The sequence below is a fragment of the Brevibacterium sp. Lmc1 genome (assembly GCF_057654315.1).
In genome coordinates this window covers 3,228,770-3,245,031 of sequence record NZ_CM172803.1, presented here as the reverse complement: position 1 = coordinate 3,245,031, position 16,262 = coordinate 3,228,770, and the positions used below count along the sequence as shown (strand labels likewise).

The window sequence follows — 16,262 nt, the reverse complement described above, 5'->3', positions numbered from 1 at the left end:
GAAACCTCTGCAAAGGACTGAACGAGTGACCACTGGACGAAACGCTGCCGACCGATACTTCAGCAAGGGACGCGAACTGGTGAAGCCAGTCGTCCACGGAATCGCCCGTCGCGCCCTGCCCGTGGTCGAGCGGGCCTCGGGAACGAAATACGTGCGTGAACGTGCCGCCGGGGGAGCTGGAGCGGGGAAGTCTGGCGGTTCTGCGAAGAAGATTGCGACGGACACCGCTCGCGCGTATCGGACGCTGGCCTCAGGGCTCAAAGGCAAGACGGCGGACGACACGAACGGTTGGACCGTTGCGCCGTCAACTCGAGAGGTCGACGCAAAATCGCGCCAATTGGCTCGCGTCAAGGCTCATGCGACCCTTTCGGAAGCACTGGCACAGGGTGAAGCTCTCGGGGAATCAGTTGTTGACGCGGGGAGAGTGATCGTCGGAGAGGGTTACCTGGCGGAGGCTGTGTCCATCGGACTGAATCTGCGCAGCCACGTGTCGACCGAGGAAGCAGGCAGAGTGATCCTCGGAATGGCCCATCAGCGATCATCAGACCCGGAAGTGGCGTGGGCCGAGTTTGAGAAGATCGACGACCGCGACATCATCGTCTCCGCAGCCGAAGAATACTTTCCTACTGCGATCGACACACTAGGGCAGGAGGCTCTGCCGCTTCTCGACCACTCGAAGCAAGCCGGCGAAACCGACCGTTGGAGCGACAAAGCAGTGCTGCGCACCGCTGAATCGGCATTCTGCATCGGAGCCTTCGACCATGTGCGCACCCTCGTCGAGGCACGTCTCGATAGGCCGTCGGATCAGATGGACTCGGCGGTACGCTACGAGCTCAACCGCATGCTCGATTGGCTTCCGAGCGGAAAGCACCTCGAGCCTCTCCCGACCACAGTCGGCAAGCGCAACTTCGGTGTGCTCAGCTATGACCAGCCGGGAATCCGTTCCCGCAACATCGGCGACTACATCCAAACGATCGCGTCGATCGGTCATCTTCTGCGGTACGAAAACCTCAGCTTCTCGGGTGACCAGGGGTTGACCGAGCTCTTCAAGAAGTTCCGCAAATCAGTCAAAGAGGAACGAAAGTACGCTGGACCTGAAGCTGAACTCAATCTCGTCGAGGTCTACAGGGACGGCAACGTCTATCAGGACATTCCGGAAGACACCTGGTACATCGCCTTCGGCTGGTACATGCACGACATCTTCGGAAAATCATTCAACATCCCGTTCCACCCGAACCTGCGGCCGATTCTGCTCTCAGTCTTCGTCCGGTACCCGGAGATGCTCACCCCCGACGCCATCGACTACCTGAAGAAGTACGGCCCGGTGGGATGCCGTGACTGGCAGTCGGTCGCGGTGCTCAGAGCCGTCGGTGTACCGGCATTCTTCTCCGGCTGCCTCACCACCACGGTCGATACCCTGTTTCCTGCTCCGCCGACTGACCGCCGGTCCGGCACGCTGCGGATCGATTGGACCAAGGGTGGAAAAGGTCCGAAGAAAAAGCAGACAGTCACTGCGATCCGTGACAAGAGCTTCCCCGAGAACCTGGAACTTGCTCGCAACTGGGTCGCCGACTACGCCTACAAATACAAGCGAGTTCTCACCTCGCGGCTACATGCGAACCTGCCCGCGCGGTCGGTGGGTGCTGAAGTCGATTTCGAACCGAAGAACAAATCGGATTCACGTTTCGGTGGGCTGATCGGCATCGACGAGAACGAGTTCGACGCCATCCGGGACGGGATCCTAGACAAACTGTCCGTAATGATCCCGCTCATCGCGACTGGAGCTTCGGAAGACGAGATCTACTCGAAGTGGTCAGAGATCACCTCGGACGACATGGCCGCCGCCGATGAGTATCTGGCAACAGCTGAGCTTCCCATCGAAGACAGCACTGCGATCGATGCGGCAGTGAACAAGGTGGACAAGGCAACTCCCGAAGCACAGGTCACCGACGTCTTCATGACCGTCGAGAAGGGCGAAGAATCTCTGGTCTCAACGGCCATTAGGTCCATCGACGCCCATGCCTCAGGACGGTACCGCATCTGGCTGCCGTCAGGAGCAGCGAGTGCGGAGGGCATCGCCGAGATCCAGGCACAGCTCTCGCTGGGAGCCGTCGAGAGCTTGGGCGCTTTGTCCTATGCAGACATCACGAACGAGAATGACCTGGCACAGGCTCTGCTTCCGGTGCTGTTCCCGAATCATGAACGCCTCGTAGTTGTTCCCGCAGCCGGCGAGTTCTCCTCAGACATCGTGGAGCTCTCGAAGGCTGACCTCGGGACAGCACTGATCGCCGCGAAACATGATGTGAGGAAGAACCGCTCCAGCGGTCTCACTCTGATGAGGAGGATCGCAAGCTCATTCGGCGACGATCATGTCGGAGCACTCAACTTCGTCTTCGCAAGTCATGCCGGCCTCACCGAAGATTTCGTTCCCTTCGACCCGCAGATTGCCGTACTCAACCTCAGCCAGCTGCGCAGCGAAGATCTCGTCAGCAAGATCATCGGTCTGATGAATGACCTCAAGCTGAGCTATGTTGATGCAATGCAGATGATCATCTGTGGGCGGTACTCTGACATCGGCGACGAGTGGAACGTCCGTGCACAGTGGGAGACTTCGGACAACCCTAAGCTCGTCAACTGGCGTCGTCAGACACGCCACTATGGTCGTATGGCACTTTCACGTTGATCAATGCCGCTGAGACCGACGCACGACCAGAGCTGAGAAGGATACCACTTGTGAAGTTCATGCCTCGACAGACGTATGACGCCAACGACAACCTTCGGGTCCGGAATGCGTCCGACCACAAGCTCGGAACCGATGAAGTGCACGTCTACAACGTCTTGTGGTGGATCCCTGAATCCATGGGTGGGATGACGACTGCGGCACTTCGCCGCATTCGCAGCTTCCAGAGCTTCGGGAAGACCTTGTCGCAGACCATCCTGACGTTCAGTCCTCGAATGGACACAGATGAGATCCGAGATGGATTGATTTCGTCGGGACGTATGCGCGATGACGTCGATCTGGTGAACATCTGGCAGGATCTGCGCAACAGGTCCGACCACGAACTCTCGCAGCTCGCGGGCGAGCAACCGCGGAGTCCGATTCCGGACGTGGACGGTGAAATCGAGAACATCACCGCCTTCTACGATGCGGTCCGTGACGCGCGCAGCGGCAAGATCACCCGTCGTCACTATTACAGGGAAGACGGAAGTCTTCTTGTCGCGGACATCCGGGATCCGAAACTGGGCAGAAGGTTCATCCTCCATTCGCTGGACGGAACGCCGATGACAGAGTGGCGACGACCACGAGATTTCTACAACTCTTGGATCAAGTCAGTTGTGAACAAAGAGCCCGCTGTCGTCATCGTCGATGACAAGAAGGTCAGCGAGTTCATCCACGAGATCTCGGATCGGAATTTCGCGCTCGTTCTGTTCCTCCACGGAACTCATCTTCGCCATCCGTGGAATGGCGACCATGGCCAGGTGCTTCCTCGCAGAGTTGAAACTGTGCGCAACTTCGACCGCTTCGACGTGGTGGGTGTTCAGACACGTCAGCAGGCGAATGCCGTTCGCGCCATCGGTTTCACTGACGACAACATCAGACTTCTGACCGGTGAACTGCCGGCAGGGTCGGTGCTGACGGAGGCCCCGAAAGAACGGCCGATCAACAAGGCGGTGATGATCGCCAACCTCATCGAGCTCAAACGTGTGGACCATCCGATACGGGCGGTGGCGAAACTGCGTGACCGCGGAGTCGACGTCTCTTTGACCATTTTGGGGGAGGGACCGGAGCGAGACCGGCTGGAACGCCTCGTCAATGCCCTAGATGTTCGAGATCGAGTGGAATTGCCCGGCTACGTCAACGATGTCCCCGACAGGTTGAAGTCTGCTTCATTCTCCATGCTGACGAGCACGAGTGAAGGGCTTCCGCTGTCGATGATGGAGTCGATGGGCGCCGGGTGCATTCCGATTGTCTACGACATCACGTACGGGCCGCGTGACTTGATCGAGCAGGGGCACAATGGTTTCATCACGCCGATGGGCGATGTCGAGGCCCTGGCCGATCAGATTGAGAAATTTCTCTCTCTGAGCGCAGATACCGTTTCGGTGATGCGCAGCTCTGCCATGGATACAGTCGAGCACTATCTGCCTGAAGCTGGGTACCGTCGCTGGAAATCGGTCATCGAGGAATTTCCGGTGGCGCAGGTCTATGATGATCTCATCCAATCAGCGGGCTCTCCTGTCGCAGTGAAGAGAGCGGCGTGCGAGAGCTTGTCTGAAGTCTGTCGGATCGAACTCGAATTCGCTGATCTCCGTCGAGACGTCAGTGAAAACGTGGAGATGGTCGTGTCTGCACGCGACGTCAATACCTTCTTCGTGTGTGGAGGCTCTTTGACGTCCACTGGTCGGATGGGCAGGCGGCATGCGGTGTCATTCGACGTGGACTTCGAAAGTTTCTCTGAAGCGATGGGGGAGACTTTTGACGTCTATCTCCGAATGCCCCGCAGCCTGTGGGAGTCGAAGCGGAGGATTCGACTCCCTAAAGGATTCCGTGCAATGCGGACAGGGCAGTGGGAATGGTATTCCACGAAGTACGGGAACCTCTCGGTACGACCTGTGAAATCAACGTAGCAAGAACAACCACCCTGAACTGGGAAACCGCCGCCAGGTGGAGCTGCTTACCGCCGCCTTCTATTCGCTGGTGGATTCGTCCTCGGACTCGGCGTTGATGCTGTCATCGGAATGGAAGTGCTCCAGGTCGACTGTACGAGCGGCGATCAGTTTCGACACCGCGGCGGTGAACAGGACTGTCGATGTTCCCTTCCCGCCTTCGCCGAAGTAGTGACGACGAAGATCGAGACGGGCCTCCGCAGCCGAATCCTCGGACAGAATCGCTTGGAACATCAGCTCCAAACCGTCGGCCGTCGTTCGGTCGATGATCGGAGTGGCGCGACTGATCGGCGCTTCTGCGTTGAGCGAAATGGTGTCATTGCGGCGATCCGTCAATACAAGCGGCTTCTCGGGGTGCAGGTAGAGAAAGTCGAGCCCGACACTGGAGATATCGGTGACGAGCAGATCGACCGCGTCGAACATAGCGAGAATATCGCCCTGCATGAGCACCTGATGTTGCATGGACTCGTCCGAGATCGAATCGTTAGCCGCCTCGAGGAGTTCAAGGATCCGAGCGTTCGCTTCAGTCATCGCCGGGTCATTGGATGTCTCAACTCGGGGATGCGGTTTGTAGATCACTCGGGCATTGGGAATCTGCAATGCCGCTTCGACGATCTGCGGACCGAAAAGATCGACGGACGTGTAGTTGTTGGATTCGTTCTCACCCTCCCACGTGGGCGCATACATGATGGTTCGCGCGTTTGAGGGTTCCAGCTCCACCGGGCGCTCGATGTCGAGCTGTGGCCGTCCGACCTTGACGAGGGCGGACTCATCGAAATCGATGAGGGCTCTGCGGTGCCGTTCGATAGCGGCGTCGCCAGCGACGAACACTTTGTCGTATGACTTGGCTTGGTTCGAAACCATGCTCAACTTGTCCGACTCTCCGTGGTTGACGTGCACGTGCACCATCGGGGCGAAGGCCAGCGACTGGAAGTTCGTCATCCCGTTGTTGACGTAGAGCGCCAACTTGAAGTCGTTGGCATGGTAAAAGGTGTGCAACGGGTCGAACCGTCGTTTGAACACCACTGGGAGGTTGGTGGTTTCGAGCGTGCGAAGCAGCGCAGAGCCTTTGCGCATGACCAAAACGACCCTGTGACTCTTATGGAGTTCTTCGAGCACAGGAATCCACTGCTCAAGCTGATAGAACTTCGAGCTCCGATCGCCGAAATAAACCACTACCTCGGCCTTGACGTAGCTACCGTCGTACTCGTCTTCGAGTCGGTTCCATCGCTCCGTGCCTCGAATCCAGCGACTTGTGCTCTTCCAAGCACGTGAGCGAAGTGCGTTGCGAGCAACTGTGCGGAGGGGGTTCATTACGGTTCGAACTCCTCGTGTCTTGGGGGAACGGAGGTGCCGGCGTGACCCCGCAGGCGTCAGTGGCAGACCGATCCAGACTATCGTGATCCGCCCGATGGTAGGAACTTTTCAGCTCGAACACGGGTGACAGCGGCCGAGCGCGCCAGCAAGTTCTGTGGCCGCTGAGCGAACTGCTAGGCTACCAACGTTAACTGGTGGTAAATGGAGCACGTCGGTAGTCCAATGCCGGGGCGCGTGAGGGGCATTCGTGATAGATGATCTGACTATTGAAAGAATCTCGTGGGAACGAGTGATTCTGACATTTGTCGTCAGGTTTTCCGGCGAAGCGCCTGACTCCTTCTTTCTTACACCGAACTCGCGTCCTTACGAAGTGGAGCTTCCGGTCCGGTCCGAGCCGATGGGGGAGGGGCGCTATCGGCTGACCATCAATGTCACGCAGTTCAATCGACGAGCGCAGGTTCCCAACGGAACCTACTACCTCATCGCTCGCCGAGGCGAGGAGAACCACCCAGCCTCGTATCCGCTGAGGAGAGCCGAAGAGCTCGGCGACGCGTCTCGAGCTTTCGTCTACAACAAGAACTTTTCTGCTTACACCGTGACGTTCGGCATTTCGGACGACGAAGCTGCCCCCTACTTCCTCATGCGAACCTACTCATTCGGTCGTTCCGGAAAGAAGCCGTCTTCGACCATGGCACGTTTGAAGTCGAAGGCTCGGAAAAGGTGGACGAAGACCAAACGGAAGGCTCTTCGGACTGTGTTCGCCATTTCCGCGCACAAACGGCCGTCTGACGGAAGCAATATCCTGTTCGCGTCCGAAGCCCGTCCTAATATGCAGGGCAACCTCAAAGCTGTCCACGATCGTATGCTCGAACGGGGTCTCGACTCTCAATTCAAGTTCGGCTATTCGTTCCGTACGGGGCGAACCAGCAGCCGCCAGAGCGCTTTTGCCCTTGCTTGGGAAATGGGCAAAGCCAACACGATCCTCATCGACGACTACTTCGCCATCCTCAAAGATCTGGGGAATCGAGACGAGCAGAAGATCATCCAGCTCTGGCACGCTGGCAGCGGATTCAAATCAGTGGGGTACAGCCGATTCGGGCAATATGGATCGCCGAATCTGAAGAACGCGCATCGTCTCTATTCCTACGCGATCTGCGGGTCCCAGCATCTGCGCGACGTGTACAGCGAAGCGTTTGGAATCGAGCGAGAGGCTGTCATCGCAACCGGACTTCCGAGGATCGACGGGTTCCTGCGCGAGGGGCGTGCCGAGGAAGTCCTCGTCGACTTCGAGACTGATTTCCCGGCGGCAAAGGACAAGCGAAAGATCCTCTTCGCTCCCACATTCCGGGGCCGTGGTTCAGGCGATGCTCACTACGATTATGAACAGATCGATTTCCGCGAACTTTACAATTCTTGCGGTCAGGATACGGTCGTTCTGTTCCGTCAGCACCATTTCGTGCCGGATCCAGCACCCATTCCGGAGGAGTTCAGCGACCGGTTGATCGACGTCGCCGCATATCCCGATACGAATGACCTGATGCTGATCTCCGATGTACTCATCACGGATTATTCCTCTGTTATCTACGAGTACTCGCTGCTTGAGCGTCCGATGATCTTCTTCGCCTACGACCTCGACACGTATTCGGCAACCCGAGGCATGCACAAAGACTATCGCGAAGCTGCTCCCGGACAGATCGCCACTACATTCGATGAACTGGCCGAGCTCATCCGCGCGCCTGAACTGAGCAACAAGGAGACGAAGGAATTCGTCAAAGAGAATTTCGACTATGTGGACACTCACAATTCCGACCGGGTGATCGACTCCCTCATCCTCAGCGAGCCCGCTTCGGAACCGCAGGTGCCCACCGAAGGCGAAGAGCAAGAGATCACCGAACGTGTCGGTGAGGAAGATCCGGGTGCTCCCGGCCAAGAGGACCAGCTGAACGAGCCGACGGACAACGACTCCGAGAGCAGCTACAAGACCGAGGAAGAGGACGAAGAGAACCAATGGCAAACATCGCAGTAGTCTTCGCAGGAGGCGTCGGAGCTCGAATGGCGCACAGCTCCCGTCCGAAGCAGTTTCTGGAGATCCACGGCCGGCCGGTGATCGTGCACACTCTGGACATCTTTGAGCAGCATCCCGAGATCGATGCCATTGCCGTGGCCATTCTTCCGCAGTATCGGGAACATCTGGAGCGCCTCGTCAAGCGGTACGAGCTCGACAAAGTGAAATGGATCGTGGACGGCGGATCGACCGGTCAGGAATCGCGACATAACGCTCTCAAGGTCGTCGCCGAACACAACGACCCGGACAGCATCGTGCTCATCCACGATGGTGTACGTCCGCTCATCGACGCTGATCTTGTCTCGAGGAACATCGCCAGTGCACGCGAGTTCGGTTCGGCCGTCACATGCACCAAGATGACGGAAACCGTCGTCGTCGAAGAGGGCGAGGGAGTCAAAGAGGTCATTCCGCGGGACCCGCTGTGGACGGCCCAGGCTCCTCAGACATTCCCGCTCAAGGATGTCCTTGCCGGATACGATCGTGCTGTCGCCGAAGGTGAGAACGATTCCATCGATACCTGTACCTTGATGAACGGCTTCGGTTATGACGTTCATCGAGTGGAAGGTCCGCGGACGAACATCAAGATCACCACGGCCTCGGATTACTATGTCTGCCGGACGTTCCTCACCCTCATCGAAGACAGGGAGGCTTTCGGTGGCGAGTGAGGACCGCGCAATCGCTTCCGACGCAGACTCCACCGACGTCGTTCTCTTCGATACACCTGTATTCGCTGACGACGTCGCCCGAATCGCTGCTGCAGAGTTGCCATGGGAGAAGTTCCGGAAGGCAGAGATTCTCGTCACCGGGGCCTCTGGCATGATCCCGATGTACATAGTGGGTTCGTTGCTGGCCGCGAACGATGCTTATGACCTCGGACTCCACGTCACAGGAATGGTCCGGAACCCGGCCAAGGCGGAGAAGCGCTTCGGATCTGCCCCTGACCGTTCTGACTTCACATTGCTAGCAGGTGACGTCATCGACACTCGCCGTTTCGAACGGAAGTTCTCAATTGTCTTCCACGGTGCCTCTCCGGCTCGTCCGAGTCTGCACAAATCATCGCCGGTGACCACGCTGAAGGCGAACACCCTCGGTACGATCAACCTTCTTGACGCACTAGTCGAAGCAGGCGGAAAGTCATTCTCTCTCCTTTCCTCGTCGGAGGTCTATGGTGCGGTCGCGGGCAGCGAACTCATAGGTGAGGACGACGAGGGAACACTCCAGCATTTCGCTCCCCGGGCCAGTTACTCGGAGGGCAAGCGAATCGCTGAGACCGCTCTCGCCGCATATGCGGACGAGTTCGGCATTCGGGGCCTCAGCCTGCGCTTCGGGCACATCTACGGCCCAGGCATGGCACTCGACGACGGCCGGGTACAGGCGGACTTCTTGGCAGATGTCGTCCGTGGACGCAATGTCCGGATGATGAGCGCTGGCGCTGCGACGCGGACTTATACCTATGTCGCCGACGCAGTGGAGGGGCTGTTCTTTGCGCATCTGCTGGGCGAAGAACAGGTCTACAACGTCGCCGATCCCGCAGGGAATATCAGTATCCGTGAGCTCGCCGAGACTTTTGCCGGGGCTCGGCCTGAGATGAATCTCGAACTGGACTTCGCCAATCCAGAGGACGGCCGTTCCTACTCTCCAGTGGCTTCACTCGGTTTGGACTCGCGTCGGCTCAAGATGCTCGGCTGGGCTGCCACGACGTCGTTGTCCGAAGGTGTCTCCCGGACAATCAGATCGTTCGAGGATGGACCCCTCGTCCGCAGATGAGTTTGCGGACGCACGGTCCGAACTTTGGATGGCGTTTCATGCCACAATCTCGATAATGGCGAAGTTCGCCCCGGTGATGAGGAGACCTGAACCACAATGAGCCCAACTCGAATCCTGCTGTTGACGAATCGTGATTCCGACAATGTCGGAGATCAGATCATCGAAGCCACGGTGATTTCGATTGTCAAAGGGGTGATGAAGAATCTCGGATTCACCGCTGACGATTTTGTGATCTCCAGTCGCGCTGCAGGCATCATCTCGAAGAGATATATGAAGACCAGAGATGAAGAGTTGCTCAAACCGGCGCGAGAAGCCATCTCCGCTGCCGATCTGATCATCTTCGGCGGCGCTCCGCTGTTCAACTACAAGTATCAGAATTTCTATCTGCGCACTATCAGGACTCTTGAGCTAGCGCAGGAGTACGGTGTGCCCGTCATCTTCTCGAGCATTGGCGTCGAGGCGTTCGATCCGACAAACAAGAAATGTATCGCACTCAAAGAAGCTTTGGCGGTCCCCGTCGTCCGGCAGATCACCACTCGAGACGACGTCGAGTCATTGAGAAAGTACGTGGAAGGCACTGATATCCCGGTTGCACATGTGGCCGACCCGGCAGTCTTGGCCGACATCGTGTACCGGAAGAAACCGGAGCCGGCTCCCGCGCCGAAACCGGTGCCGTCTATACCAGTGCGAGCAAAACGCAAGCTCAAGAGGATCCTCCGTCGTGTGGTCGCATCTGCAAAGCCGTCGGCAGCCGATTCTGCCCCAGCGGTGAGCAGCTCGAAACCGATGGAGTCCACGGTCGCGGAAACAAAACCGAAGCGGATCGGGCTCGTGGTCACCCGCGCCGGTATCTTTGCCGACAACGGGATCGAGTTCTCGGAATCGGATCAACGCCGGTTCTGGTTGGACACCATGGCGATGCTCGAGGAGCGCGGTTACGACTATAAGCTCTTCACCACCGGCCACTTCTCTGACGAGGTGTTCCTCGACTCGCTTGTCAAGGACAAGGGCATTCCGATCGCACGAGCTGCGGTGACGGTGAATACGCCTGATGAACTATTGCGAGAGCTGAGGGCCTGTGACGGAGTCATCGCTTACAGGTTGCACGCCAGTATCACCTCCTTTGCCCTAGGCATCCCCTCAGTCGGCCTGTCGTGGAACTTCAAGGTGCCGTACTTCTACGAGTCCGTCGGGTACCCGGAGAGAGCAATCGAATCGGAACGCTGGACGGCGGCCGAAGTCGTGCCTGTGATCGAAGCGGCAATGGCTGAGGGCGTTAAGAAGGACTACGAATTCCTCAAATCCGTGTACGACACGCTCTTCTCCGGAATCGGCAGTGTGCTTGCCCCAGAATCCGGAGCCGAGCCATTTGCGTTTGACGATCTCTGGGACGGCCTGCCTCGGCAGGTCGCGATAGGGCCCAAAGGCTATAGGGAGCGCGTCAACCGCAAGTTCCGTCGCACATACGAGAACTATCAAAAGCTCGCGCTCAAAGCTCAGAAGGCCTGAACCCTGTCGCTCCAAGATAGAAAGTCCGTTCCAATGTCCAACACTGAAGTGCTGCTGCTGACCAACCGCGACTCGGACAACATCGGTGATCAGATCATCGAGGCATCGGTGATCAGTCTGCTGAGAGCGGTCGGGAGCAACCTTGGAATCGATCCGAAGTCGCTGACGATTCGGAGCCGAGCCGCGAGCATCATCAGCCGTAAGTACATGAGCACCCGAGACGAGTCTCTCCTCGAACCCGCGAGACGAGCCATTTCTCGCGCAGACGTGATCGTATTCGGGGGTGCTCCTCTGTTCAACTATCGCTATCAGAGCTTCTATCTCCGGACGATTCGAACCCTGGAGCTTGCGGCTGAATACGATGTTCCGGTGCTCTTCTCAAGCATCGGTGTGGAGCCGTATTCGGAGACCAACGAACGATCACAGCAGCTGAAGCAGGCTCTCCGTCTGCCCGTAGTACGGCAACTGACGACCCGAGATGACCTGGAGTCAGCGACAAAATATGTGGAGGGGACCCAGACTCCCACCGCGCTCGTTTCCGACCCTGCGGTTCTGGCGGACTCGGTATTCGGCGTCGATTCTCGGCCCGCTGAAGGTTCTCAGACAGATTCAGGCAGGTGCATCGGTCTGGTGGTGACCCGCGCTGGAATCTTCAAAGACAACGGCATCGATTTCAATGAAGCCGATCAGCGTCGATTCTGGCTCGACATCATCAGTCAGCTGGAGTCCCGCGGAGATGACTATAGGATCTTTACCACGGGCCACTTCTCCGACGAGATATTTCTCGACTCACTCGTTCGGTACCACGGAGTACCTAATAAGAAGGCAGCTGTCACCCTCAACGCTCCCGAAGAGCTGATCGCCGAACTGCAGAAGTGCGACGGAGTTATCGCTTACCGTCTGCATGCCAGCATCACATCATTTGCACTTGGAATTCCTTCGATAGGTCTGAATTGGAACTTCAAAGTGCCAGACTTCTATCGGTCTATGGGCTACCCCGAACGAGCGCTCGAGGATTCAGATTGGAATTCCGCAAAGGTTCTGGAAGCGCTGGACGTTGCCATGAGCGAAGGCGTTGCGAAAGACCCAGATACGCTGATGTCCGTCTACAGGACACTGTTCACTGGCATGAAAGGCATCGTTGCCCCGAATTCAGAGGCTGATGCCTATTCGCTCTCTGAATTGAGAGAGAAAATGCCGACCTACGCCGGGACGTCTCGGAAGCAGTACCAAGAGAAGATGCGACGCAAGCTGCGACGCTCCTACGAGTATTACCAGCAGCGGATCAGCATGGATGTTGCGAAGACTTCGACGAAGACGGAAACGCCTGACTCGATTGGGAAGCGCGTAGTCCGTGGGTTGAGAAAAGTGCAGAAGCGCGTCACCCGCTCGTGACCGCGAAAAGGCGTCTACCTGGGGTCAGGTGAATCGACATCTTTGCGCTGCCACCTGATACGCAGCCGAGCAATTCTCGAAGTGAAAAGCGTGGTCCGCTTCTCGAACGATGAGTTCGAGAAGCGGACCACGCATCTCACTATGTCGACCTGGAACGAATCTCTAGACTGCCTGATGTGGCTCAATCTTCGTCCTCAAGCCGCGGCCGGCGAGTCTACTTGCCGTGCCGTGCATTGGAGATCTTTGTCCACGTGCGGATCGGGAGCATCTTCTGAAGCTTCTTCGCCGACTTCTCCGCGGCAATTGCTCGGGTCTTGGTTGCTTTCACACTAGTTTCCATGCGAGCCAGTTTGCGTTCGAGAGGAGCAATTCTCCGCTCCAGTGAAGCTACTGCCGCCGCCGCGTTCTTCGTCTTCTTTCGAGTCTCGAAGTCAGTAACGAGATAGTTCAACGCAGCTTCGATTTCGGTATCGCCCTGTTCCTTGGCGAACTCGAGATTCTCCTTCACGAACGAGAGGCTGTTCATCCCTGATATCTTGAGATTGCGGATCGCGTCGGTAGAAATCTCGGAATCAAAAGTTTTGAATTCGGGCAGGTCTCCGCTCAGCGAAAGTGCCACCATAGTTCTTACACACTTGTCGCAGACTCCGCAATTGTATTTTCCGGTGTTCTGCCAGCACACATCGCAGATGTTCTTTGGCCGCCGGATACTTGGCCACACGTTTGGTCTTGTCGACCCGTGTGGATCCGGCACCGTCATGCACAACCGAAAGTCGGTTGCTCGACCATAGGTGGTCGAGGAGGGGATGTGAACCCCAGGCGAAAGTGTCGGAATAGGTGTGCGAGGCAGGGATCATCAACCGCCCGAATTGGCCGCTCAGAAGGTGTCCGATCGATGACAAGGCTGCGCCATGAGTCAGAGTGGGCCATTTGCCTGCGCGATTGAGGAACCTGCGAATGTTCGTGGAGCCCTCGATGAGCTGTTTGCCCGTAAAATCGGCCACTTTTCGAAGGTGTGCGGATGTCGGCTCACGGACATCTGTCCGCGAAAGCGGGATGTCGAAGCCGTGCATGTACACAAGCGCGTCGATCTCGGATTCGTTTCGGATGAGAGTATCGAAAGAGTCGACTCCGCCGGTGAAACAGGAAACGGTCTTCTCGAGCAGTGGAGCCTTGTCCTGCGCTCGCGGAGCCACTTCGAGGCGGGCAGAAACCAACTGTTTGGGGTACCAGGTACGAAGAATGTCCTGTGCGGCCTGTGAGTTGTAGATGAGCCGACTCGAGACAGGCTGATCCATCTCCAGTACGCCGTCGCTGCCGATCGCCAGGATCAAACCGATGATGAAAAACGCGTCTGCGGCGGCCTCTTCGTCGGTCTTCGTGGACTCAGGGAGCTGAATCCATGCTTCGCCCTCGGCCGCCGGCATGGTGATTTCAGCGGAGACGTAGACACCCTCGTCATTGTCCTGAACCGCCACCGATCGGATACTTACCACTCTGACCTCGCTTTGCATTTCAGTGCTGATGGATTCGCACTTATTCAGTAGTTCCATGGGAGTTTAACCCAGTGTTCATCCTCTCATTGTTCATTTGGGTTCCCGTGGCTTGTTGTGCTGCAGCCTCGAACAGGTTCCTTCGGATTATCCGAGGGGCAGCGGACCGAAGGCTGACGAGAGTGCAACGTCCGGTGCCCGCGGGCCGAGGGCCGGATGGATAATCGGCAAACTAGCCGAGGGCAGGAAACCGGAGGCTGAGGCTGCCGAACCTCGTCGAGTACACCTCCAGATGGCCCAGCGGCTGAGGTGCGACGTCGCCGGCACCCTTGATGCGAAGCCTGCAGGGATGACCGGCGACTCTCAGGTCGATCCAGAAGTCGATGTGCCCATGGTCGACTGCGGCGAAGTCGTCCGCGTGGGCCTGTGCGACGACCTGAGTCTCGCCGCCGACCTGCTCAAGTCGGGCAGGCAGCCGACCGAATCGTCCGCCCTTTCTCTCGGTCCACGACAGCAGAGCCCATTCGGGACCGGATGCAGCATCGCCGCTGAGCACCACCCGCAGAGCCAATTCGCCATCCTCGACTCTGACGCTCGACAGGCGTGCGTTCCCGTCGACTTCGGCCGGTCGTTGCTTGTTCGATACTGCACGCGTCAGTGCGGCACCCCACAGTTGGGTGATCTTCTCCGGAGAGAAATCACTGACGCGCCGGATCGCGGCCAGCCTCATCTGCGTGAGTCTCTGCTCGTCCATGGTGTGGAGGTCATTGATTCGGCGGGCCATGGCATCGATATCACCATCGGGCACGAGGAATCCGTCGACACCGTCGGTGATGATGTCTGCGGGACCGTATTTGATGTTGTAGGAGATGGGAATGCATCCTGCTGCCATGCTCTCCAGGAGAACCAATGACTGGCCCTCGTATTCGCTGGTGAGCAGAGTGAAAGATGCCTTCTCGAACTTCTGCTTTGCTCGCGGGTCGAACCCTCTGAGCGCAAGGGCGCCATGGGCGTCCAAATCCGCGACGAGTGTCTCCAGCGACTCCTGCGCCTCGTCCGCTACTCCGTAGATATCGAGCGTCGCGTCCGTGCCGGCCTGCCTTGCCTTGTGCACAGCAGTGATCGCATGGTCGATGCGTTTGAGGAACGTGGTTCGGGCCAGCATTACGCCTGCGCCCGGTGGCCGGGACCTGATGCGACGCATCGGAGTTGCGGCCGTCATATTCGGAAGGACGGCCGCATTGTCCATGATGTAGTTCAGATCGGTGAGGTCAGAGTGCTGTGACTGAGTGAGTACGGCGAAGAGGTCGAACCGATCGACATTCTTCAGCGCCGGCGTATAAGTCGGCCCGAGGGTTTGGGACCGCTTTGTCGGTTCAGCGGAATGCTTGCTGTGAATGGTCTGCACTAGGACGACGTTCTCTCGCTGATACTTGTGCAGGTAGCGGGCCAGAGGAGGGCCGTCGTTGATGATGATCGCCTGCTCGGAGCCGATCAGCCAGTCGAACCACGCGAAATAGAGTTCGTGCTGTTCAGTCCATTGGGCGATGGGCCGACCGCGAGCGTCGAAGATTGCGACGCTCTTCGCCTCGTCTTCGCCGCCGAGGCGGTAGCTGAAATACCGGGACCCGTCCTCCCTGAACCGATCGGACCGAAGCGTTTTTCCTGAATCGTCCAGTTCTTTGATCTCTGACGTTCCGTCGAAGTCGGGAAGCTTGGCGGTGTCGATGGTGATCGACTTCGTCGAGTGAGAAGCGATCTGCGCCAAGTCGTGTGGCGAGGCTCGCTTCAGGTCAGCCCACACGCTGCGAACAGTGACCTTCTTGCCGATCCTTCCCTCGCCACGCAGCCGGGCGGTTAGAGCCTCCGGATCGTCGTTCCGCGGAGAGAGAGTCAGGATCTCGACGTGCCGACCGTCGAGTTCTGCGAATGCATCGGCTCTCTGCAGACACACACCGGTTCTGCCGCCGAAAGTCTTCGGGATTCCGCCGATGAGTCCGTAGACAGTCGCCTCGGGCAGGTACTTCTTACGCCGTGAGAACATCGTT

General features: G+C 57.8%; 11 protein-coding genes. 7 read left to right on the top strand and 4 right to left on the bottom strand.

Going from position 1 to position 16,262, the window contains the following annotated elements; all coding sequences use genetic code 11:
• Positions 1 to 25: 25 nt before the first annotated feature.
• Together AC239G_RS14470 and AC239G_RS14465 are read left to right on the top strand one after the other, a co-directional pair.
• Positions 26 to 2,683 carry a glycosyltransferase family protein gene (locus AC239G_RS14470; protein ID WP_487489150.1) on the top strand — a complete coding sequence of 886 codons (2,658 nt, stop codon included), beginning with the start codon at positions 26 to 28 and terminating at the stop codon, positions 2,681 to 2,683.
• Between the two features lie 59 nt (positions 2,684 to 2,742).
• Positions 2,743 to 4,629 carry a glycosyltransferase gene (locus AC239G_RS14465; protein ID WP_487490118.1) on the top strand — a complete coding sequence of 629 codons (1,887 nt, stop codon included), beginning with the start codon at positions 2,743 to 2,745 and terminating at the stop codon, positions 4,627 to 4,629.
• Positions 4,630 to 4,689: 60 nt separating this feature from the next.
• Here AC239G_RS14465 and AC239G_RS14460 read toward each other — a convergent pair whose 3' ends face one another.
• The gene (locus tag AC239G_RS14460; protein WP_487489149.1) at positions 4,690 to 5,982 is read right to left on the bottom strand and encodes a CDP-glycerol glycerophosphotransferase family protein; all 1,293 of its coding nucleotides are present in this window, start codon (positions 5,980 to 5,982) and stop codon (positions 4,690 to 4,692) included.
• A 250-nt stretch (positions 5,983 to 6,232) separates the two neighbouring features.
• Here AC239G_RS14460 and AC239G_RS14455 point away from each other — a divergent pair, with 250 nt between their 5' ends.
• The 5 genes from AC239G_RS14455 to AC239G_RS14435 all read left to right on the top strand — a co-directional run bounded on the left by AC239G_RS14455 (position 6,233) and on the right by AC239G_RS14435 (position 12,721).
• Positions 6,233 to 8,011: a CDP-glycerol glycerophosphotransferase family protein gene (locus AC239G_RS14455; RefSeq protein WP_229664207.1), complete on the top strand. Its 1,779-nt coding sequence runs from the start codon at positions 6,233 to 6,235 to the stop codon at positions 8,009 to 8,011.
• Positions 7,993 to 8,715, top strand: a complete 723-nt coding sequence (locus AC239G_RS14450; protein WP_487489148.1) for an IspD/TarI family cytidylyltransferase — start codon at positions 7,993 to 7,995, stop codon at positions 8,713 to 8,715. Before AC239G_RS14455 ends, AC239G_RS14450 begins: the two co-directional genes overlap by 19 nt.
• Positions 8,705 to 9,817: an NAD-dependent epimerase/dehydratase family protein gene (locus AC239G_RS14445; RefSeq protein ID WP_487489147.1), complete on the top strand. Its 1,113-nt coding sequence runs from the start codon at positions 8,705 to 8,707 to the stop codon at positions 9,815 to 9,817. Before AC239G_RS14450 ends, AC239G_RS14445 begins: the two co-directional genes overlap by 11 nt.
• A 96-nt stretch (positions 9,818 to 9,913) precedes the next feature.
• Positions 9,914 to 11,326 (top strand): polysaccharide pyruvyl transferase family protein, encoded by a 1,413-nt coding sequence (locus AC239G_RS14440; protein ID WP_487489146.1) that lies wholly within the window; start codon positions 9,914 to 9,916, stop codon positions 11,324 to 11,326.
• A 33-nt stretch (positions 11,327 to 11,359) separates the two neighbouring features.
• A complete protein-coding gene (locus tag AC239G_RS14435; RefSeq protein WP_487489145.1) occupies positions 11,360 to 12,721 on the top strand; it encodes a polysaccharide pyruvyl transferase family protein in 1,362 nt (453 codons plus the stop codon).
• Between the two features lie 214 nt (positions 12,722 to 12,935).
• Here AC239G_RS14435 and AC239G_RS14430 read toward each other — a convergent pair whose 3' ends face one another.
• The 3 genes from AC239G_RS14430 to AC239G_RS14420 form a co-directional block, all read right to left on the bottom strand.
• Entirely contained in the window at positions 12,936 to 13,340 is a 405-nt protein-coding gene (locus AC239G_RS14430) for a hypothetical protein (RefSeq protein WP_487489144.1), read from the bottom strand.
• A complete protein-coding gene (locus tag AC239G_RS14425) occupies positions 13,294 to 14,274 on the bottom strand; it encodes a hypothetical protein (protein WP_487489143.1) in 981 nt (326 codons plus the stop codon). Before AC239G_RS14425 ends, AC239G_RS14430 begins: the two co-directional genes overlap by 47 nt.
• 172 nt (positions 14,275 to 14,446) lie before the next feature.
• Positions 14,447 to 16,258, bottom strand: coding sequence for a glycosyltransferase (locus AC239G_RS14420; protein WP_487489142.1), 1,812 nt, complete (start codon positions 16,256 to 16,258; stop codon positions 14,447 to 14,449).
• Positions 16,259 to 16,262 lie beyond the last annotated feature (4 nt).

What these genes read in the sequence shown, in the direction of transcription:
- AC239G_RS14465 (WP_487490118.1), top strand. Translation starts at nt 2,743, where the DNA reads ATGCCTCGACAGACGTATGACGCCAACGACAACCTTCGGGTCCGGAAT.
- AC239G_RS14460 (WP_487489149.1), bottom strand. Translation starts at nt 5,982, where the DNA reads ATGAACCCCCTCCGCACAGTTGCTCGCAACGCACTTCGCTCACGTGCT.
- AC239G_RS14450 (WP_487489148.1), top strand. Translation starts at nt 7,993, where the DNA reads ATGGCAAACATCGCAGTAGTCTTCGCAGGAGGCGTCGGAGCTCGAATG.
- AC239G_RS14440 (WP_487489146.1), top strand. Translation starts at nt 9,914, where the DNA reads ATGAGCCCAACTCGAATCCTGCTGTTGACGAATCGTGATTCCGACAAT.
- AC239G_RS14435 (WP_487489145.1), top strand. Translation starts at nt 11,360, where the DNA reads ATGTCCAACACTGAAGTGCTGCTGCTGACCAACCGCGACTCGGACAAC.
- AC239G_RS14425 (WP_487489143.1), bottom strand. Translation starts at nt 14,274, where the DNA reads ATGGAACTACTGAATAAGTGCGAATCCATCAGCACTGAAATGCAAAGC.
- AC239G_RS14420 (WP_487489142.1), bottom strand. Translation starts at nt 16,258, where the DNA reads ATGTTCTCACGGCGTAAGAAGTACCTGCCCGAGGCGACTGTCTACGGA.